The sequence below is a fragment of the Aequorivita sinensis genome (genome assembly GCF_006346335.1).
Lineage (GTDB): Bacteria > Bacteroidota > Bacteroidia > Flavobacteriales > Flavobacteriaceae > Aequorivita > Aequorivita sinensis.
Map to the genome: position 1 here is coordinate 478,497 of NZ_VDMC01000001.1, position 19,455 is coordinate 497,951.

The following is a 19,455-nucleotide window of genomic DNA, read 5'->3' on the forward strand; positions in this document are numbered from 1 at the left end:
TCAGACCATAATCATAATCTAAATTAGAAAAAAAGCATGGAAACGGTTTAATTTGCGATTTTTCCTAATATGAAAAATAATAACGCATTCAATTATCAATATAATTTTTTGTGAATTTTTATCCTTTTTGCTTTTCCGTTTAATAGTAATAATCAATTAACGAAAGGGAAAATGTTGTAATGACACTTGATGTTATCGAATACATTTTATAGGACCCACAACACATCATTTTTATTAAAATGCTCAACAGTTATTTAAAGATAACAGTAAAAGAGAAGATGATGAAAAAATTTGTTGTTGTTTGTGGAGGATATTCTGAAAAGCTTAGATGTGATTGTAAAGGGATTAAAATCTAACTTGTCTTGACGCTTTATTTTATATAATTTTCTTTAGATGTTAATAAATTTTCCTTAATACTACTCTGAGTGACAAACAAACATATAATAAATACCAGTGTTACAATACCATTGTGTCGTTCCAAGTAAGATTCGGTTAAATACAAAATAGTAGTAAGAAGGAGGAAAGTAAACCCAATTAAGTGTTTCTGTTGATAAAATAACCGAAGGTAATAGAAGAAGATAAATAGTAGTGTTATTAGCCCTATTACACCCATCCCTACAAAAGTTTGTATGTATTGGTTGTGGGCGTTGTATTTTCTTTCTGCATAGGTATGGAGCCCGCTATTATTATAAGAATCAAAAATACTCTGGTTGGCATCGCCTATGCCATTTCCAAACAACACATTTTTGTTTGCTGAAGCCCCTGCTTTCCATTGAAAAATTTTATCTTTTCCATCATCATAATGAGTGCCATCTGAATATGTAAATCCTACAAGCTGTTGAAATCGATATCTAGTTATCCTAACATTGTAAATAACAAGACTTGTGATGATGTATAAAAGCAACAGAAATAATACTCCTTTTAATACTTTTTTCTGTTTTACAAAGTAATATACTAGAGCGATATTATAAAACAGAAATAAAACGGCTATGGGTAATCTAGCAGAAAGATGAAATACAAAAAAGGTGAAATACCCTAGCAACAAAAAGTAAAGAATACGGTACTTCCATCTTCTTTCACTAAAAAGAAAGTGAACCACAAACATCACTGCGAGAATGATTAAATAAGCGTAATAGGTGGAGTGCATGCCTATTGTATCTTCAGACAAACTTAAATAAGAATAATGGCTATTAAATATGTTGTAAAGGCTATCGTTGTTATTTAACAACTTAATTAGTACAAGAGTATGAGAAAACATACATACAATTACCATTGACCCTATAAAGAACTTCATAAGGCTAGGATATCTTTCTTTTTTCAATGGAGGTAGAATAGAAAAAATTATGGGTAAAGTAAGAAAGGGGACCAATCTTCCTATCATTTTTAGTGCTAAATCTTGGTTTTCTGAGTAAAAAACACTGATAAGGCATACTATGTAAAATAAAATCAAAGGAATAAACCTTCGAAGTATCTTAAAGTCAAACTGTTTCTTAAAAATGAGAACAATAGCAGCAAACGCTCCTAAAAGTATCATCGATAGCGAATTGATGTTGTTTTTTACAGGTAAAGTAACACAGACTATTAATACTAAAATGAAGGTTATAAGCTCTTGTTTTGAAAGAATAAATCTTTTCATAGTCTTTTCTCAAATGTTATATTTGCCCTGTTTCTTGTAGGGATTGGTTTGCCAAAAATACAACTTTGAATTTCATTAAATATTTTGGATCAATAATAATTATATGAAGGTATTACATATTCTTTACCAATCGCTACCACAGGTATCAGGATCCAGTATTAGAAGTAGGGATACGCTTATGTCTCAAAAAAACATCGGATTAGATGTTGTTGCTATCACTTCAGACTTTCAAGGGAGTATTGATGGTGGTCAAGAAGATATTATCAATGGAATTCGATATATCCGCACCACTTCGAGAAAAGAAACAGTAATAACAGATAATAAAAAGGGGATTTTAGTTCAGCTTAAAAAGTTATTTTCGATAGTTTCATTTTCCTATAAACTCTTCCATTGTGTAAAAAGAGAAAAACCTGATGTGCTCCATGCACACGCTATGTTCTATTGTGGTATTCCAGCAATACTTATCGGGAAATTAAAAAGAATTCCTGTGGTTTATGAATTTAGGTCGCTGTGGATGTTTCAAAATAAAACAACTAAAAAAACCAAATTAGATCTTCTAATTGAAAATTTTCTAGTTTCCCTAGAAACTTTTACACTTAAACAAGTAGATGCAGCAGTATTTTTAAACGATGATTTAAGAACTTATTTTGAGGCGAAAGGAAATAAATTTAAGAATAGTTATGTAGTTAACAATGCTGTAAACTTAGCGCATATAGAGGAACTTACTAGTAAAAACGCTCAATTAGAAAATCGTAAAGAGTTAGTGTTTGGTTATATAGGAACATTAACAGCTTATGAAGGTATCGAGTTTTTGGTAGAATGTTTTCAGGAGTTATACGATTTAGGGATAAAAAATAAATTGTTGATTTATGGGGATGGCATTAGCAGAGAGGCAATAATAGATGTAATTAAAAGTCGTCCAGATATTGATACAATTAAATATTTGGGAAAAGTAAGCCCAAATGATATCCCCCAAGCTTTCTCTGGAATTGATGTTATTGTTAATCCACGTTTAAATAATGACGTAACACAATCTGTCACTCCCCTAAAACCTTTAGAGGCTATGGCGTATAAAAAGCTATTCATAGGAAGTGATGTAGGAGGGATATTAGCGTTAATATCACCAGACAAGAATGGATTTGTTTTTAAATCAGAAAATAAAGAAAGTCTAAAAAATACCATTAAAAGAATTTTACAGCTTTCAGATGATGAAAAATCTCAAGTTTTAGAAAATGCCCTTATGTTTGTACAGCAGGAAAAGAGTTGGCAAAAGAATGCTCTGATGTATGAAAAATTATATAACTCTCTTTTGTAATTATAAATAGAATAATCCGCCTCAAAGTGATACAAAACACCCATCAAAAAGTAGCTATATGTGGTTTAAGCATAGATAATTTAACTATGCAAGAAACTATCGACCTTGTAAATAACGCAATTGAAAACCAAGGCGATATTACTTTGACTGATATTAATGCGGGAAAAATTATTCAAATTCGTGAAGACGCTCAACTTAAAAGCTATGTTGATCAAAGCGATATTATTCAAGCTGATGGACAAGCAGTAATTTGGGCTTCTCAATTATTGAAAAAACCACTAAAAGAACGTGTAGCGGGTGTAGATCTAGTTGAAAATCTTATAAAACAAGCTTATAATAACGGACATAAAGTTTTCTTTTTTGGTGCACAAGAAGAAGTGGTTAAAGAAGTAGTAAACAAGTTTGTTTCTAAATATAGCGAGAACATTCTTGCAGGGTATAGAAATGGATATTTTAAACATAATGAGGCTCCTTCTATTGCTAAGCAAATTGCAGACAGTGGTGCTAATCTATTGTTTGTAGCTATAACATCTCCTATACAAGAACAATTTTTAATCGAGAATAAAGAAGTTTTAAAATCTGTAAATTTCAAGATGGGCGTAGGCGGTAGTTTCGACGTGTTTGCTGGGAAAACGAAAAGAGCCCCTATTTGGATGCAAAACGCAGGACTCGAATGGTTCTATCGTTTTCTACAAGAACCAAAACGTATGTGGAAACGCTACTTAGTTGGCAATTCAAAGTTCATCTATCTCGTAATGAAAGAGCGATTTTCTAAATAAGCTTAAAAAGTTCATTACTGTATTCGCGCTTCCCCTATGGGGAGCTGGAGGGGGACTAAGCACTAAAAACTCACCTCTCACTACTATTTTCTCCCAAGACTTTCCTATCTTCCCCTAAATTTTTTAAAAATATACTAGTGTCTCATTAAAATAGCTTAAAGACATATTTGTTTCAATTATCGTACACTTTTAGAGAAATATTAAAAATTTTGACGGCATGCTCTTGAAACTATAATTTATGCTAAACGTTTTGATTGTATATAAAACTACAGTAATTTAATTATCAGGCTGTTATAGTTTTAGTCGTACGACGTACGTCATTGTTGGACACTAATAAGAAAACACAAAATACACAAAATACACAATGAGGATTCTGCTCTCTGCCATATACCCATTTGCCTTTTTGCTGCTATACCTCATTATCCCTTTTGATAATTATATAAGGGTACTTCCAAACATTTTAGTAGCAGTTTTAGTTATTGCTTTTCCATTTGTAGTTAAGAAAGATGATTTTAAGAAACTTAAATCGCTTCCTATTCTTGCCTTTCTTGGGTTAATAGTCTACCTGCTAATCAACTCGTATTTTGCAGGTCGATTTGATGAAGATATTACTGTTATTAATAAAGTAATGGTTGCTTTAGGGTTGGCTGTTCTTTATATTCCTGTATCCGATGTGAATCCGTCTTCTGGATGGGCTGGAAAAATTAACAGCGCCATCATTTTTTCAGCTTTGGCGGCTATCATCTTTTCAGTATATAACTTTGTTTTAATAACTGATGCTACGGGAAGCTTCTCCTTAGGGGAATCTCCTCAAGTTGTTGAATCTTTATTGATAGACAGGTTGTATTTAGGCATGCTGAGTACATTCAGTATATTAATCTCTTTTCAAGCAATTAAAAAGAAATATCATCCTAACAATAATTACTACTTAGCAAACATATTGGTTAATGCGCTTTTCATCGTATTAATGGCTTCCAAAATTGCAATGGTTACCTTGTTTGTATTATTGTTGGTAGGGCAGTTTTATGGGCAGCGTAAAATTTGGAAAATTGCTATTGCGCTCGGGGCTATTGCAGCAGTAGTGGCGCTATTTTTTATGATAAAAAGTGACACCGATTTTGAAACTAGTATTAAAGAAAGCAAAAATAATCCGCCGGCATTTATAGAAAACTCACTTACTTACGAGCTTAGAGCAGTGGTTTGGGGATGCGCGCAACAAATAATAAATAACGATGAGGTTCCATTTAACGGAATAGGATTTTATAATACTAAGGAAAAGCTTGTGTCTTGTTACGATTCGCAAATTTCAAATCCTGAAAAACGCGAACGCTTTACTACAAAACGATACAATACCCATAATCAATTTCTAGACTTTTATATAAGCGCTGGATTTATTGCGCTGTTATTGTTTTTAGCTTTCATAAGCTTTAGCTTCTTGAGGGTTAGAAAACAATTTTTCCCTACAGCAATGCTTACAATTTTGGTAGTGTATTGTATGGTTGAAAATGTATTTCACAGGCAGATTGGAGCCTATTATTTGGGGTATATTATTATTGCTTTAACATCAAGTGCTAATCACCTTAAAAACAACAAAGCAAAAATCGAATAAAAAGATTTGCAAATAGTATTTTTGCAAATTAATAAATCTAAAAAAATACCGTTTTCAATATCCTTAAGCACTTTTTTAAATTAAAAGCGTTTAGGGTAAATAACAACGGAAGGAATAAATATGAGAATTTCAGTAATAGGAACAGGATATGTTGGTTTAGTAACAGGAACTTGTCTTGCCGAAACAGGTAACGAAGTTATTTGTGTAGATATCGACGAGGCTAAGGTAGAAAGAATGCGCAATGGTGAAGTGCCTATTTATGAACCGCACCTAGAACTTCTTTTTGAAAGAAATATTAAAGCAAATCGATTAAAGTTTACAACTTCATTAGATGAAGGGTTAGCACATGCTGAAATCGTTTTTTTAGCCCTGCCAACGCCGGAAAATGAAGATGGAGCTGCAGATTTGTCTTATGTATTAAATGTAGCTGAACAAATAGGAAAAAAAATCACAGATTATAAAGTAATTGTAGATAAGAGTACGGTGCCAGTAGGTACTGCAGAAAAAGTATATGCTATAATTGCAAAACATGCTCCTTGTGAGTTTGATGTAGTATCCAACCCTGAGTTTTTACGAGAAGGTTTTGCAGTAGACGATTTTATGAAACCAGAACGTATTATCATTGGTTCTAGCAGTGAAAGAGCTACAGCGTTAATGAAACGACTTTACAGCCCTTTTGTGCGCTCAGGCAATCCAATAATCGTTATGGACGAAAAGTCGGCAGAGCTTACAAAATATGCGGCTAATGCATTTTTAGCTACTAAGATTACCTTTATGAATGAAATCGCAAATTATTGCGAAAAAGTAGGTGCAGATGTAGATAAAGTTCGTGCAGGAATGGGTACAGACAGCCGTATTGGAAAGCGATTTTTATTCCCTGGAATAGGATACGGAGGATCTTGTTTTCCAAAGGATGTTAAAGCGCTAAAAAAGGCTGGAGCAGATGAAAACTACAATTTTAAAATTCTGAATTCAGTTTTAGAAATCAATTCAGACCAAAAAATAATTTTGCTACCAAAAATCGAGAAGTTTTTTAACAACGATTTAAAAGGAAAGACCATTGCAGTATGGGGCTTGGCTTTTAAACCAGAAACAGACGATATTCGCGAAGCACCATCTATCGATATGATGAATGGCTTGTTGGAATTAAATGCGAAACTTAGGGTGTTTGATCCGGAAGCAATGCCTAACATCAAAAAACGCTTTGGAGATAAATTACATTATTCAGAATCGATGTACGAAGCACTTGAAGGGGCAGATGCACTTTTAATTTGTACAGAATGGAGTATTTTCCGTACCCCTGATTATTCTAGATTAAAAAACTCATTGAATAACCCTGTGATTTTCGACGGAAGAAACCTATACAATGTAAACGATATGGAAGCAGAAGGGTTTACTTATGTTTCAATTGGGAGAAAAGCAGTGAACTTATGATGTGCACGATATTCAATTATAATATAACAGAAAATGTAAGTTGGGGTATTCTATCCCTATGCAGCGCGAAATCGAAGCATTACTTTTTCTCAAATAATTTATTCAGATGAAAAAGCGCGTGCTTATAACAGGTGCTGCCGGGTTTTTAGGCTCACATCTATGTGATAAATTTATTGCTGAAGACTTCCACGTTATCGCAATGGATAATCTTATTACTGGTGATCTAAAAAACTTAGAACATCTCTTTAAACTTGAAGACTTCGAGTTTTACCATCACGATGTTACAAAGTTTGTGCACGTACCTGGAAAAGTAGATTATATTCTTCATTTCGCTTCTCCTGCTAGTCCGATAGACTACTTAAAAATCCCTATCCAAACTTTAAAAGTTGGTTCATTAGGGACTCATAACCTTTTGGGATTAGCAAAAGAGAAAAAAGCTAGAATATTAATAGCATCGACTTCTGAAGTTTATGGCGACCCATTGGTTCATCCACAATCGGAAGAATATTATGGCAATGTAAATACCATTGGTCCTCGCGGAGTTTATGACGAAGCAAAAAGATTTCAGGAATCGTTAACCATGGCGTATCACCGATTCCATGGTTTAGAAACGCGAATTGCTAGAATTTTTAATACTTATGGCCCAAGAATGCGATTGAACGACGGTCGTGTTATTCCCGCTTTTATAGGTCAAGCGCTGCGTGGAGAAGACTTAACCGTTTTTGGGGATGGATTACAAACCCGTTCGTTTTGCTATGTAGACGATCAAGTTGAAGGCTTATACCGCCTTCTGCTTAGTGATTATGCATTACCTGTAAACATTGGGAATCCAGAAGAAATTACAATTCTTGATTTTGCAAAAGAAATTATAAAACTTACGAACACTAGTCAAAAGATTGTTTTTAAACCTTTACCTCAAGACGATCCATTACAGCGTGAGCCAAATATTTCTAAAGCGAAAGAAGTGCTAGGATGGGAGCCAAAAGTTTCACGAGCAGAAGGTATGCGAATTACCTTTGAATATTTTAAAAATTTATCACCAGAAGAACTCTTTAAAAGCGAACACAAAGATTTTTCAAAACACAATAGAGGGTAAGTATGTTTAAAAGCGGACGATATTCTGGATTTATAAGGCCTATTTCATACGGACTAGATCTTGTCTTACTCTATTTTTTGGCTTTCGAGTTTTTCAATAATAGCATTCCGCTATTTAACTTTATTATTTACCTAACCTTCGCTTGGATATTGCTTTCGCTACGATCAGGATTTTATGAAATCTATCGTTTTACACATATGTCAAAAATAATGTCTTTGCTAGGTAAGCAAGGGATAATTTTGGCGTTAATCGTATTCTCCTTTTTTGGGTTTTATAACAATATAGAAGTTTCAGCATCACTTATTTTCAAATATATAGTTGTTGTAATGCTAAGCATATCAACAGTGAAGTTTGGAATATATTTTCTTCTAAAAAAATACCGACTTTATTTAGGCGGAAACGTTAGAAAGGTGGTGATTATCGGTCTTAACCAAAAAACAGATCAGCTGAGAAAGTTTTTTAATGAAAATCCAGTATATGGTTATCAACTGGTTAAAACATTTGATTTAAAAGGACCTAATAAAACTTCTATAGAAGAATGTATGGATTACATTCTTAAAGAAAATATCGATGAGGTGTATTCTTCGGTTGCAGAAATAGGGAATAAGGATTTAATAAAGCTCATAGATTTTGTAGATAACAACCTTAAAATATTAAAGTTCCTTCCGGATAACAAGGAGATTTATACCAAAAAACTTGATTTCACATATTACGGAGTGCTTCCAATACTTTCTATGCGAAAAATTCCGATGGATGAACCGTTTAATAAGTTTATAAAACGAGGTTTTGATATTGTACTTTCAATACTAGTAATTGTTGGGATACTTTCATGGCTTACACCACTTTTAGGCTTATTTATAAAACTGGAGTCGAAAGGTCCAGTGTTTTTTAAACAGAAAAGAAACGGTTTGGATTACAAAGAATTCTACTGTTATAAGTTCCGATCGATGAAACCAAATCCTATGGCCGATTTACATCAGATTAAAAAAGGGGATGAGAGAGTTACTCGAGTAGGGCGAATAATTAGAAAAACGAGCATGGATGAACTGCCGCAGTTTATCAATGTTCTGAAAGGTGAAATGTCTGTTGTGGGGCCAAGACCGCACATGGTGAGCCATACGCACATGTATGCAGAGCGTATAGACAAATTTATGGTTCGTCATTTTATTAAACCAGGAATTACAGGCTTAGCACAAGTAAGCGGATTTAGAGGAGAGGTAGAAAGTGAAAGCGATATCATTAATCGCGTGAAATACGATATTTTTTACCTTGAAAATTGGAGCTTATTCTTGGATATAAAAATTGTATTTCAAACAATTTACAATGCCCTAAGAGGAGAAGAAAAAGCGTATTAAACAGTTTCAATTGCGCTTATAAATGCCTTAAATTGTTTTTCAAAATTAAATACTGAAACTGCGGTATTCTGAATTATTTCTTTTGGATACGTATTCAATTCGTTTTCGGAAATAGTATTAATAAACTCTTGAAGTTTCTTAGTGTTATTCACAGGAATTACCCAACCCAAAGATTCTTTAGCTACAATTTTCCCTCCTTCACCTCCTGCAAAGTAAAGTATAGGAAGTCCTAAGCGTGTATATTCAAATATTTTTGAAGGTACAGACCCGTATATTCTATTTGTTAAAGGAACAAATGCAATGTCGTATTTTTCAAGCTCTATATGTAGCACCGCTCTATCGACTTCCCCATAGAAGTAAACGTTTTTAGATTGTAACGATTTTAGCCTTTCTGCATCGGGTCCTGCTCCATAGATATGAAAACTTACATTTTGTGGAAAAGTGATTTTTTCACAGATTTCAAAAATTCCTTGAGCCACGCCTAACAAACCGGCATATACAATTTTCACCTCCTTAGAAGTAGGACTATCACTGATTTTTGGTACTTTAAAATTTGGAATATTTCGATATAAAAAGAGTGGCTTTTTATTTTCAAGTTTTGAAATATGTTGGAGAATTTCTTCAGACTGACCGATAATTAAGTCGGATTTCTTGTAACAATAACGCTCTATTTTTAAAAGTAGCGTATAATAGAACCCCTTGTTTAAAATACCCATTTCCAAACCTGCTAATGGCCAAAGGTCTGATATGTTTAGAATGATCTTTTTTGAAAATATTTTTCCCAAACAAACTGCTGTAAACCCAACAAATACTGGAGAATATTGGATAAATATTTTTTTTGGAGTTTTTTTAAAAAGGAAAAATACCGCTAAGCTCAATGAAAATGAAAGCATTGAAAGCAACCGAATAAACTTGTTTGTAGAATTACTTGGCCATGTCCACAAACGCGAAACTTCTCCGAAAGGAGTTTTTTCAGATATTGACAATTTCCCGCGATAGCCTTCAAATATTTCTCCGTTGGGATAGTTTGGTAAAGGACAAATTACTTTTACAGTATATCCTGCTTTACCTAAGTTCTCTGCAATGCTATGCATGCGGTTTGCCGCAGCTCCTTTTTCGGGTGGAAAATAGTTTGTTATTAAGAGAATTTCTTTTTGCACACTACAGAATAATTATTGTTTAACCATGGAAACGAATTGTTTTAGTTTGCCGCTTGCTGTTCTATCTAATTGTTCTCGTCTATTAAAATGAAAACTCAAACCTTTCTCTAAATACTGCTCAAGAGTTTCTGTTATAGCTTGAATTTTTTCTGGAATTAAAGTATCATCGCTCACATAATTTATTTCAAAAGTATCTTTCTTTAGTTGGGTTACTTTGAATTCTTTTATGTTTCCACTTTCTTCCATAATCTTCTTGGTGATTACGTAAAAAGTCATTCCAGCCGCTTTTTTCCCACTTGGAAGTATCGCAAAATCATTAGTTCTTCCAACTAATTTTTTTAAAATAGGCTTTTTCGGAGTGCTTTTTTCACTTAATGCTCCGTAGTCGCCAATTTCATATCTTATAAATGGATGCGCTTTATTGTGTAATGAAGTGATAACTATTTTGCCTTCTTGCCCTAAAGGTAGTGGGGCGTTGTTTTCATCTAAAATTTCCATAAAAAGTGTTTTGGAATCTACTTCCCACTCGTCATTTAAATTAGTGAAAGCTATAACACCTACTTCCGAACAGCCATATTCATTAACTATAGGAATGCCTAACTGATTTTGAAGTAATGTTTTATCGTCTTCGAAAAGCATTTCAGATGTAACTATACAGACTTTTAAAGTTGGGCAAACATCTTTTAATATTATGTTCTGAGACTTTAAATATTTTGCAAATAAAACAATACTACTGGTGTAACCATTGATATAATCAAAAGGTTTCTGTGTATATACTTTGAGCATTTTATCTAAAGCTTCTTCAGAAAGGTCAAGAATTGAAAACCGATGGCGCTTGGCTAGAAAGTCCTTTAGTTGAACAGTTTTATTTTCAATGGTGTCTAAGGGAATTCCGTAATACCGTGCTTGCAGCGAAGTGTTGAAGTCTATTCCGTACCATCCAAATCGTTCCATGTGGTAAGCCCATGTAATTGCATGGCTATATTTGTCTTTTGCGAAGCGCATTGGATTACCGCTTGAACCTGAAGTTTTGTTTGTATAAATGTTCTTTTCTGAAAAACCTTTGGAAAGTCTCTGTTGTAAAGGAATTTGAAAATCAGTTTTTTTCATAATTGGAAGTGATTCCCAATTTTTAAAATCTCCATTTACCAAATCTCGATAAAAATTATTGTGCAATAAGTGATGCTTTACGATTTCAGTTTTTTTGTTATTCAAAAAACGCTCGTAGTTTGCCTCATCTATTTCAGAAGTTAGAAGCAATTCCTCCTTGGCTTTCTTTATAGGAAAACGTTTAAGAAAAAGTGAAATATCAAAAAGTCTCAAATGATTACTTTCAGTTTAAATCAAAAACAAATTATCAAAACTCAAATTCGTTTTAAATAAATTAGTGGTTCAAGGTACAAACAATTATTTTTGACACCTGGATTTAGGTACAATTTAAAACCTAAAAGAGTTTTAAAATAACTAAACCACCTAAAATTAAATCTTACTGCAAGGTTTTGAAAACCTTGTAGGTATAAAAAATATATCTATGAATATTCTAATCCTTGGTTCTGGCGGTCGCGAACATACATTTGCTTACAAAATAGCACAGAGCTCTCGTTGTTCAAATCTTTTTGTTGCACCTGGAAATGCAGGTACAGCGTCAATTGCAACAAATGTAGCAATAAATGTAACCGATTTTGAAGCCATAAAAAATTATGTTGTTGAAAACAATATCGAAATGGTTGTGGTAGGTCCAGAAGATCCGTTAGTACAAGGAATAGCCGATTACTTTGCTGAAACTTCAGAGCTGAAGAACGTTATGCTTATAGGGCCTTCTAAGCGTGGCGCTTTGTTGGAAGGAAGTAAACAGCGCGCAAAAGAGTTTATGATGCAGCACAACATCCCTACGGCAGCTTACGAGAGCTTTACTGTAGAATCCCTAGAGGCTGGAAAAACATTTTTAGAACAATTAAACCCTCCTTATGTTTTAAAAGCTGATGGATTGGCAGCAGGAAAAGGTGTTTTAATCTTAAACGATTTAGACGAAGCAAAGCAAGAGCTTGAGAATATGCTAACCCATAGTAAGTTTGGTGAAGCTAGCTCTAAAGTTGTTATTGAAGAGTTTTTAGATGGAATTGAACTAAGCGTTTTTGTATTAACAGATGGCAAAAATTATAAAGTTCTGCCTACAGCAAAAGATTACAAGCGTATAGGCGAAGGTGACACAGGCTTAAATACAGGGGGAATGGGAGCAATCTCTCCAGTGCCATTTGTAGATGAGGAGTTGATGAAAAAAATAGAAGATCGCATTGTAAAACCAACGGTTAATGGTCTAAGCGAAGAAAACATAGACTATAAAGGCTTTGTTTTTATCGGGTTAATTAAGGTAAATAACGAACCGTATGTAATAGAATACAACGTTAGAATGGGAGACCCTGAAACTGAAGTTGTTCTTCCGCGAATTAAAACAGATCTTGTAGATGTATTGGAAGCTACTTATCGTCAAAAGCTTGATACTATCGATATTGAAATAGATGAAAGAGCGGCTACAACTGTGATGCTTGTTTCGGGTGGATATCCAGAAGATTATGAGAAAGGTAAAGAAATTTCAGGATTGGAAAATATAGAAGACTCAATCGTATTTCACGCTGGAACTAAATCTGAAGCAGGAAAAGTACTTACTAATGGAGGACGTGTAATAGCAATTACTTCAATGGATAATGACTTCAGAAAAGCGCTAAAAAAATCCTATCAAAACATAGATAAACTAAGTTTCGATAGGATGAATTATCGTAGAGATATTGGGTTTGATCTTTAATCCAATATCTCTAAAAATATTGGATTAAAAATAAACCTCAATTATACTGTTTCCTCGTAAGTATGTGTGTCTTCAGTATTTTCGTCGTATTTTTTCAATTGAAGTAACCAGTATACAAAAGCTACCGAACCAATTACAAGAAATATCCAAGACATAATATTAGCGCCCCACCAAGTTTGTAATTCAAAGTCACGCATACCATCTAGTGGATTCAATAAAACGGTTTCAAAAAAGGAAGCAATTCCTTCCCAAATATCTTTCAAGGCCATATCTTTAAACTTTTAGAAAGCAAAAATATAAAAAAACCCTATGTTAACAAGCTTTTTCGGGAAATCTAATCCTATAAACTATTTAATACTCTCTGTGTTTATTGTATTTGGATATTTATTGGGTTTATTTTCTGAGTCGAATATAGACTTAAGCTCTACTTCGCTATTTAAGCATTCCTTATTTATAGCATTAAGTGTGTTTAGTTTGCTATTGTTTGATTTTATCATCCGAAAAAATCACCTCACAAAAAACAACACTTTCGCAATTTTGTTTTTCTCGTGCTTTATGGTGATGCTTCCTGTTGTTTTTCTTAATCACGAAATACTCCTTGCAAATTTGTTAATCCTATTAGCATTACGCAGGATAATGAGTCTTCGAAGTGATACTAATTCTGAAAAGAAAATTCTAGACTCAAGTTTTTGGATTACAGCAGCATCCCTGTACTACTTTTGGAGCCTTCTGTTTATTGTTCCTTTATATATAGCGATTATCCAAAAACCAAACACCAATTATAAGCAAATGCTTATTCCTTTTATTGGCTTTTTTGCAGTCGTAATTTTGAATACTACCTATCAATTGCTAACAAACGATTCATTTGCTTGGTTTTTTAGCTGGAGGGATGAAATAAGTTTAGACTTTTCAAATTACAATTCGGCATCTATATTAGTACCAGTAACGGTATTACTAGCTTTCTATATATGGGCAGGGATTTCTAGAACAGCTAAAATTGCGAGTATACCTTCTAAAAGTAAACCGAATTATCTGTTGCTGTTTTACGTGAGTATGGTGAGTATTGTGGTAGCACTTTTAGGTCCAGAAAAAACAGGAGCTGAAGTTTTATTTATAATGGCTCCACTCTCTATAATAGCAGCCAATTATATCGAAAATTTTGGCGCAAAAGGTTTTGTGAAAGAAGACGTTATCGAATATAGATTTAAGGAAACCCTGCTTTGGATGGTTGTTTTATTACCCTTCGTATTTATGTTTTTATAATAGCCAGTTGTACAATAAATACTGAAAGTGATATTCGTTTATTCGTCATAACAAGATAGGAAGCTAAACATCATTTTCTAAATCCTAAGGCAAAATTTGATACATTTGTATTTTAAGCAAAAACCTGTGATGGTATCTATATAGGTTCCGCCTAATAAGCTCGGTGTCTGAGCTTATTTGAAGATATTAACCTGTACTCTGGCAGCGTTTTTAGCATTATCCTGCAAGGTCTTTAAAGCCTTTTAGGTAATAATTAAGTTAAGTAACAATAATAAACCTACAAGGTTCGAAAAACCTTAGATAAATAAAAAAATATGTTTTCAGACAAAGCCAATAAAATCTTCGCAGAAGTTATAAATAAATACCACGAAGTAAACACTGTAGATCAACCTTTCAGTAATCCTTACGATAAAGACAGTCAGTTACTGGAACATCTATTATATCGCAAATGTTGGATAGACACTGTTCAATGGCATTATGAAGACATCATCCGCGATCCAAATATCGATCCTGTTGCTGCGCTTAAATTAAAGCGTCAGATAGATGCTTCTAATCAAGATAGAACCGATATGGTTGAATATATCGACAGCTATTTCCTAGAAAAATATAAGGACGTAAAGGTAAACGTCGATGCTACTATTAACACCGAAAGTCCTGCTTGGGGTGTCGATCGTCTTTCAATTTTAGCATTGAAAGTTTACCATATGAATGAAGAAGCTGAGCGTGAAGATGCATCACAAGAACATCAAATGGCTTGTAAAGCAAAATTGAATGTGCTGTTGGAGCAGCGTGTGGATTTAAGCACTGCGATTAACCAATTGCTAGACGATATTGCTAATGGTAGAAAGTATATGAAAGTGTACAAACAAATGAAAATGTACAACGACGATGAACTAAATCCAGTTCTTCGCGGAAAGAAATAATTTAACAATCAACCCTAATAGGTTTTAATAACTCGTTAGGGTTTCTTTATTCCCATGGCTAAAAACCCAAAACATATATTAGTAATTCGCCTATCTGCAATGGGCGATGTAGCTATGACGGTGCCTGTCCTTCGGGTTTTCAGTCAAACCCATCCCGATATAAAGCTTACAGTAGCATCACGACCGCATTTTAAACCTTTTTTTGAGGGGATACCAAATTTAGAATTTCTTGAGGCAGACGTTTACGGCGAACATAAAAACTTGGGGTTAATTAAGCTTGCTAAAAAAGCAAAAGCCAATGGGGTCGAGGTTGTGGCAGATTTACACAATGTTATACGCTCTAAAATAATCACTAAGTATCTGATTTTTAAATGGATTAAATCGGTTAAGATTGATAAGGGCAGAGCAGAGAAAAAAGCATTGGTTAACGCTAAAGGGAAAAGTATTTCGCAATTAAAAACAACGCATCAACGTTATGCCGATGTTTTTGAAAAACTTGGCTTTCCGTTAGATTTAAGTCAGTATGTAGCGCCACCTAAAAAGCAACTAACCCCTAAGCTCAACGGCTTAATTGGTGTAGAGCAAAAAAAACTGATTGGCATTGCACCTTTCGCGGCTCACGACGGAAAAATGTATCCTTTAAGCTTAATGACTGAAGTTATTCAAGAGCTAGATGAAACCAATAAATACCGTATCTTTCTTTTTGGCGGAGGAAAGAAGGAAATTGAACAACTTAAAAAGCTTGAAAATCCTTTCGCTAATGTAACTAACGTAGCTGGAAAATTAAGCTTTGAAGAAGAGTTAGCTCTAATTTCAAATTTAGACTTAATGCTTTCTATGGACAGTGGTAATGGTCATTTGGCGGCAATGTATGGCATTTCAGTAATTACGCTTTGGGGCGTTACACATCCGTATGCTGGTTTTGTACCTTTTGGCCAGCCAGAAAGCAACCAATTACTTGCTGACCGAAAAAAATTTCCTTTAATTCCAACTTCTATTTACGGAAATAAATTTCCGAAAGGGTATGAAGATGCAATAAAGACTATTGCACCGCAAACTGTTGTCATTAAAATTGTTGAGGTACTGGAATAGCTTATTTTATTTAAATTCCACGAATGGTTCCTTTACTTCGGCTTGTGTATTTCTTCACTGTGCAATGATTTTTTGACAGTAGTTGAGGCTTTCAGGCAGGGAATTTTGTCACACTTTATTACAATTCAATTCTTGGAAAAAATGAGGTTATTAAAATTTAACAATTAAAAAAATATTTGTGTCTTTTTTTGTTCTTAATTCGCCTGCTTAAACGAAATATATTTTTTGACCCATGAAAAAGAGATTTTTAACACCTACACTTATTCTCTCTCTCTCTCTCTCTCTCTCTTCTTTAGCAGTTGCGAAAGAGAGGAATTCAAAAATGAAACCTTAACACCGATGGAGAGCGTTTCCTCAGCGGCCCAAAGAGGTACTGAAAATGAAGAATGGTTTGAACAAAAACAAATTGTTCTTGGCGGCCAAAGGACCAATGCTTATTCGGTTGCAACAATGGATTCCGCTTTTGCATATTACAATAATTATTTGCCAAATTCACCATTTCAGGGCAAGCAGGTTACGGCCACACACAAATACATAAAAATTTTGCCCACCACCGAAGCCCATCTGCAAATTTTGGAGCAGATCGGCGACCCCACCTCCACAAATCCCCTTGTACTCCAGGATTATCCAATGGATTATGAGCTGATAGAAGAAGGAGATTATTATTTTTGGCCTGCAACTGAAAACGATCTTTACTATCCTGTTTACACGGTTGTCCCATTAAATTATCAAATGCCGCAAACCTTGCCCTATGAGGTACTGGATTTGTTATATGAGCCAACCGAAGCGGAATATGATGTAGAGACGGTGGCATTAGTCCTGGCAGACTGGCAAGAGGATATTGTTGCAGACCATGGCTATAATGTGACACCTGCCGATCTTCCGTCATATTTAGATAGCATAAGCAAGGACCAGCTTGAAAGAGGCCGAAAATTTACCCCAAAAGGTTATGTAAAAATGCACAACACCGAAACCGGGTCAAAAAATGAGGGGCTAATAAATGCCACAATTAGTGTTGGAAGGGGTGTTTGGTGGCATTATGTGACCACAAATACAAATGGCTATTTTGTGGCCAACAAAAGTTATCGCGGCAAAGTTAGGATTAGGTCAAAATGGAGAAACGCTACGGCAACTATCCGCAAGTCTTGGAACGAATTGCTGGGGGTACAGGTATCAGATCATTTAATGACCCTCACCCGTAATAATAACGACCGCACACGCACCATAAATTTGGGCGAGGACCATTTATGGTACAAGGGCACGATACACAATGGTTTGATGAAATATAATTCGTATGCTGCCACGCATGGTATCGACAAGCAAATTGAGGGTGCCATAGTGTGGGCCTGGGAAAACGGTAACGGTTCCACTTCTACTCCCATGCTCCACCGATACCCCCAATTGGCCGATATGGCTCAGATTGCCGGTGTTACCCAAGGTGCTTTTTGGGCTGCAATGACCAGCAATTTAATAACACTCTTGCCTGCAAACTTAAGACCTGACAATCTCTATACCGGACTCAAAGATAAGAAAGGTCCAAATGGAGATCCAAACACAGCTCGGATAGAACAAACGGTTTTCCACGAATCCAGCCATTATTCCCACGCCAGAAAGGCCGGTGCGACATTTTGGGCAAATCTTTTTGCGTCCGAAATAAATAACGATATCCAACACGGCGATCCATACCACAACGGCACAAAGCCAACCCTAAACGCTGCAAAGCGCATTGCAGTAGCCGAAGGTTGGGCCACTTTTATGGAATTTTATATGATGAACGATACGTATGGTAAGGCTTGGAGCGGTGGAGGTTGGCAAACCAGCCCCGCCACATTTATGGAAAATTTTAATGTGTATGATGTACCTATGCAAATAACTCGTACAGATAACAATGGCTGGTTCTTGACGGGAATTTTCTGGGATTTACAGGACCCTAATGGTGATATGGTTGCCCGGCATTTTGATGGTAACGGAAATCCTTTAAACAACATTATCGACAATTACTCCATAAGTACTGGCACGAGTCTACAGCCAATTTTCAACAAGCTTACTGGCCGCGTTACTTCTGCTAGCGCATTAAAAAATAGTTTGATAAGCACAGGTGCCGGAAGTGCTGCCACTGCTGTTAAGATCAATGAATTATTTACAAGTTATGGGTACTAAAAATATTAATGTTGTTGTAGCCATAGTATTGACAGGCTTTATTTTAGGTTGTGATCCCCCAAGGGAATTCTGCGATGATATGGCAACTTTTGCAAGAGTTCCGGATCTTATAATCTTGGAGCCCCTCCAAGATACTTATACCAAGGGTGATGTAATTACCCTTAAAACGAGCATTGCGAATATATCGCCCTATTTTGCCGAGCCCAATGTAAACCTTTTGGAGGTTACTGGGCTACAAAATGCCTTATTGGTAAGCAATAATAGACTGTATGAGGGCAATGGTTTAGAGTTTCTTACAGGCTCTCAGGGAAGGATATCAAATTGGTTTAACATGCCTTACAATCTGGAAACCGACAGATACGAGTTTGAATTAAAAATGACGCTTAATCGTGTTGGGAATTATAATTTTATTACCGCGGAATTTATTGATATTATAGGTGAAGATTGCAATAGGTATAGAATTGAGACCAATATTGCCGGAGCCAACGCAGACAGCAGGATTGAATTTGAGGTGCTGGAATAACTTTAATTACATCAATGAAAAGATATTTTTGGATAAATTCACTAACTTGCACTAAAGCAAATAGGTATGCCGACCTCATTTATCGTTTTCGGTCTTAGATTTTTCTTTTAATAATGAACACTTTAGAAAATAATATAGAAATTAAAAGACTTTGGTTTACAGACTCAAAAATATGTATCGAAACCCTCGATGGGCAGAAGCTAAGCCATCCATTATTTTGGTTTTCAAAGTAGAAAAATGCAAGCGAGGAAGAGAAAAACAACTACGAACTCTCCCCTTTTGGAATCCATTGGTTAAAACTTGATGA

The 19,455-nt window shown here is 34.8% G+C and carries 16 protein-coding genes; 12 read left to right on the forward strand and 4 right to left on the reverse strand.

Going from position 1 to position 19,455, the window contains the following annotated elements; translation table 11 throughout:
- Window positions 1-370: 370 nt before the first annotated feature.
- Entirely contained in the window at window positions 371-1,636 is a 1,266-nt protein-coding gene (locus tag FHP04_RS02190) for an O-antigen ligase family protein (RefSeq protein WP_139854197.1), read from the reverse strand.
- Window positions 1,637-1,739: 103 nt separating this feature from the next.
- Here FHP04_RS02190 and FHP04_RS02195 point away from each other — a divergent pair, with 103 nt between their 5' ends.
- From FHP04_RS02195 to FHP04_RS02220, 6 genes are all read left to right on the forward strand, one after another.
- Complete coding sequence (locus FHP04_RS02195; protein WP_139854198.1) at window positions 1,740-2,951, forward strand: glycosyltransferase family 4 protein; 1,212 nt, start codon at window positions 1,740-1,742, stop codon at window positions 2,949-2,951.
- Window positions 2,952-2,977: 26 nt separating this feature from the next.
- Complete coding sequence (locus tag FHP04_RS02200; protein ID WP_246051379.1) at window positions 2,978-3,730, forward strand: WecB/TagA/CpsF family glycosyltransferase; 753 nt, start codon at window positions 2,978-2,980, stop codon at window positions 3,728-3,730.
- Window positions 3,731-4,094: 364 nt separating this feature from the next.
- Complete coding sequence (locus FHP04_RS02205) at window positions 4,095-5,339, forward strand: O-antigen ligase family protein (protein ID WP_139854199.1); 1,245 nt, start codon at window positions 4,095-4,097, stop codon at window positions 5,337-5,339.
- A 120-nt stretch (window positions 5,340-5,459) separates the two neighbouring features.
- Window positions 5,460-6,773 (forward strand): UDP-glucose dehydrogenase family protein, encoded by a 1,314-nt coding sequence (locus FHP04_RS02210; RefSeq protein WP_139854200.1) that lies wholly within the window; start codon window positions 5,460-5,462, stop codon window positions 6,771-6,773.
- Between the two features lie 106 nt (window positions 6,774-6,879).
- On the forward strand, window positions 6,880-7,869 hold the full coding sequence (locus FHP04_RS02215; RefSeq protein WP_139854201.1) for a UDP-glucuronic acid decarboxylase family protein: 990 nt from the start codon (window positions 6,880-6,882) through the stop codon (window positions 7,867-7,869).
- Between the two features lie 2 nt (window positions 7,870-7,871).
- The gene (locus FHP04_RS02220) at window positions 7,872-9,224 is read left to right on the forward strand and encodes an exopolysaccharide biosynthesis polyprenyl glycosylphosphotransferase (RefSeq protein WP_139854202.1); all 1,353 of its coding nucleotides are present in this window, start codon (window positions 7,872-7,874) and stop codon (window positions 9,222-9,224) included.
- Here FHP04_RS02220 and FHP04_RS02225 read toward each other — a convergent pair.
- Window positions 9,221-10,384 (reverse strand): glycosyltransferase family 4 protein, encoded by a 1,164-nt coding sequence (locus tag FHP04_RS02225; RefSeq protein ID WP_139854203.1) that lies wholly within the window; start codon window positions 10,382-10,384, stop codon window positions 9,221-9,223. The genes FHP04_RS02220 and FHP04_RS02225 overlap by 4 nt on opposite strands.
- Before the next feature lie 12 nt (window positions 10,385-10,396).
- Window positions 10,397-11,707, reverse strand: a complete 1,311-nt coding sequence (locus FHP04_RS02230) for a phenylacetate--CoA ligase family protein (protein WP_139854204.1) — start codon at window positions 11,705-11,707, stop codon at window positions 10,397-10,399.
- 208 nt (window positions 11,708-11,915) lie between these two features.
- On the opposite strand from FHP04_RS02230, the gene purD reads away from it, so the two are divergent.
- The gene (gene purD / locus FHP04_RS02235; RefSeq protein ID WP_139854205.1) at window positions 11,916-13,187 is read left to right on the forward strand and encodes a phosphoribosylamine--glycine ligase; all 1,272 of its coding nucleotides are present in this window, start codon (window positions 11,916-11,918) and stop codon (window positions 13,185-13,187) included.
- A 41-nt stretch (window positions 13,188-13,228) separates the two neighbouring features.
- Here the strand turns inward: purD and FHP04_RS02240 are convergent, their stop codons facing one another.
- The gene (locus FHP04_RS02240) at window positions 13,229-13,456 is read right to left on the reverse strand and encodes a DUF6341 family protein (RefSeq protein WP_306785648.1); all 228 of its coding nucleotides are present in this window, start codon (window positions 13,454-13,456) and stop codon (window positions 13,229-13,231) included.
- 40 nt (window positions 13,457-13,496) lie between these two features.
- Here FHP04_RS02240 and FHP04_RS02245 point away from each other — a divergent pair, with 40 nt between their 5' ends.
- From FHP04_RS02245 to FHP04_RS02265, 5 genes are all read left to right on the forward strand, one after another.
- Window positions 13,497-14,450: a DUF6427 family protein gene (locus FHP04_RS02245; protein ID WP_139854206.1), complete on the forward strand. Its 954-nt coding sequence runs from the start codon at window positions 13,497-13,499 to the stop codon at window positions 14,448-14,450.
- 314 nt (window positions 14,451-14,764) lie between these two features.
- Window positions 14,765-15,373, forward strand: coding sequence for a DUF4254 domain-containing protein (locus tag FHP04_RS02250; protein ID WP_139854207.1), 609 nt, complete (start codon window positions 14,765-14,767; stop codon window positions 15,371-15,373).
- A gap of 54 nt (window positions 15,374-15,427) precedes the next feature.
- The gene (locus tag FHP04_RS02255) at window positions 15,428-16,465 is read left to right on the forward strand and encodes a glycosyltransferase family 9 protein (protein ID WP_139854208.1); all 1,038 of its coding nucleotides are present in this window, start codon (window positions 15,428-15,430) and stop codon (window positions 16,463-16,465) included.
- Between the two features lie 225 nt (window positions 16,466-16,690).
- Window positions 16,691-18,625 (forward strand): hypothetical protein, encoded by a 1,935-nt coding sequence (locus FHP04_RS02260; RefSeq protein WP_139854209.1) that lies wholly within the window; start codon window positions 16,691-16,693, stop codon window positions 18,623-18,625.
- Window positions 18,615-19,148, forward strand: coding sequence for a hypothetical protein (locus FHP04_RS02265; RefSeq protein ID WP_139854210.1), 534 nt, complete (start codon window positions 18,615-18,617; stop codon window positions 19,146-19,148). The genes FHP04_RS02260 and FHP04_RS02265 overlap by 11 nt, the downstream gene beginning before the upstream one ends.
- Window positions 19,149-19,455: the final 307 nt, after the last annotated feature.

Bases quoted from the DNA above. Each gene is read 5' to 3' on its own strand.
- FHP04_RS02240 (WP_306785648.1), bottom strand. From the start codon at position 13,456: ATGGCCTTGAAAGATATTTGGGAAGGAATTGCTTCCTTTTTTGAAACC.
- FHP04_RS02190 (WP_139854197.1), bottom strand. From the start codon at position 1,636: ATGAAAAGATTTATTCTTTCAAAACAAGAGCTTATAACCTTCATTTTA.
- FHP04_RS02245 (WP_139854206.1), top strand. From the start codon at position 13,497: ATGTTAACAAGCTTTTTCGGGAAATCTAATCCTATAAACTATTTAATA.
- FHP04_RS02210 (WP_139854200.1), top strand. From the start codon at position 5,460: ATGAGAATTTCAGTAATAGGAACAGGATATGTTGGTTTAGTAACAGGA.
- FHP04_RS02215 (WP_139854201.1), top strand. From the start codon at position 6,880: ATGAAAAAGCGCGTGCTTATAACAGGTGCTGCCGGGTTTTTAGGCTCA.
- FHP04_RS02205 (WP_139854199.1), top strand. From the start codon at position 4,095: ATGAGGATTCTGCTCTCTGCCATATACCCATTTGCCTTTTTGCTGCTA.
- FHP04_RS02195 (WP_139854198.1), top strand. From the start codon at position 1,740: ATGAAGGTATTACATATTCTTTACCAATCGCTACCACAGGTATCAGGA.
- purD (WP_139854205.1), top strand. From the start codon at position 11,916: ATGAATATTCTAATCCTTGGTTCTGGCGGTCGCGAACATACATTTGCT.
- FHP04_RS02250 (WP_139854207.1), top strand. From the start codon at position 14,765: ATGTTTTCAGACAAAGCCAATAAAATCTTCGCAGAAGTTATAAATAAA.
- FHP04_RS02265 (WP_139854210.1), top strand. From the start codon at position 18,615: ATGGGTACTAAAAATATTAATGTTGTTGTAGCCATAGTATTGACAGGC.
- FHP04_RS02220 (WP_139854202.1), top strand. From the start codon at position 7,872: ATGTTTAAAAGCGGACGATATTCTGGATTTATAAGGCCTATTTCATAC.
- FHP04_RS02255 (WP_139854208.1), top strand. From the start codon at position 15,428: ATGGCTAAAAACCCAAAACATATATTAGTAATTCGCCTATCTGCAATG.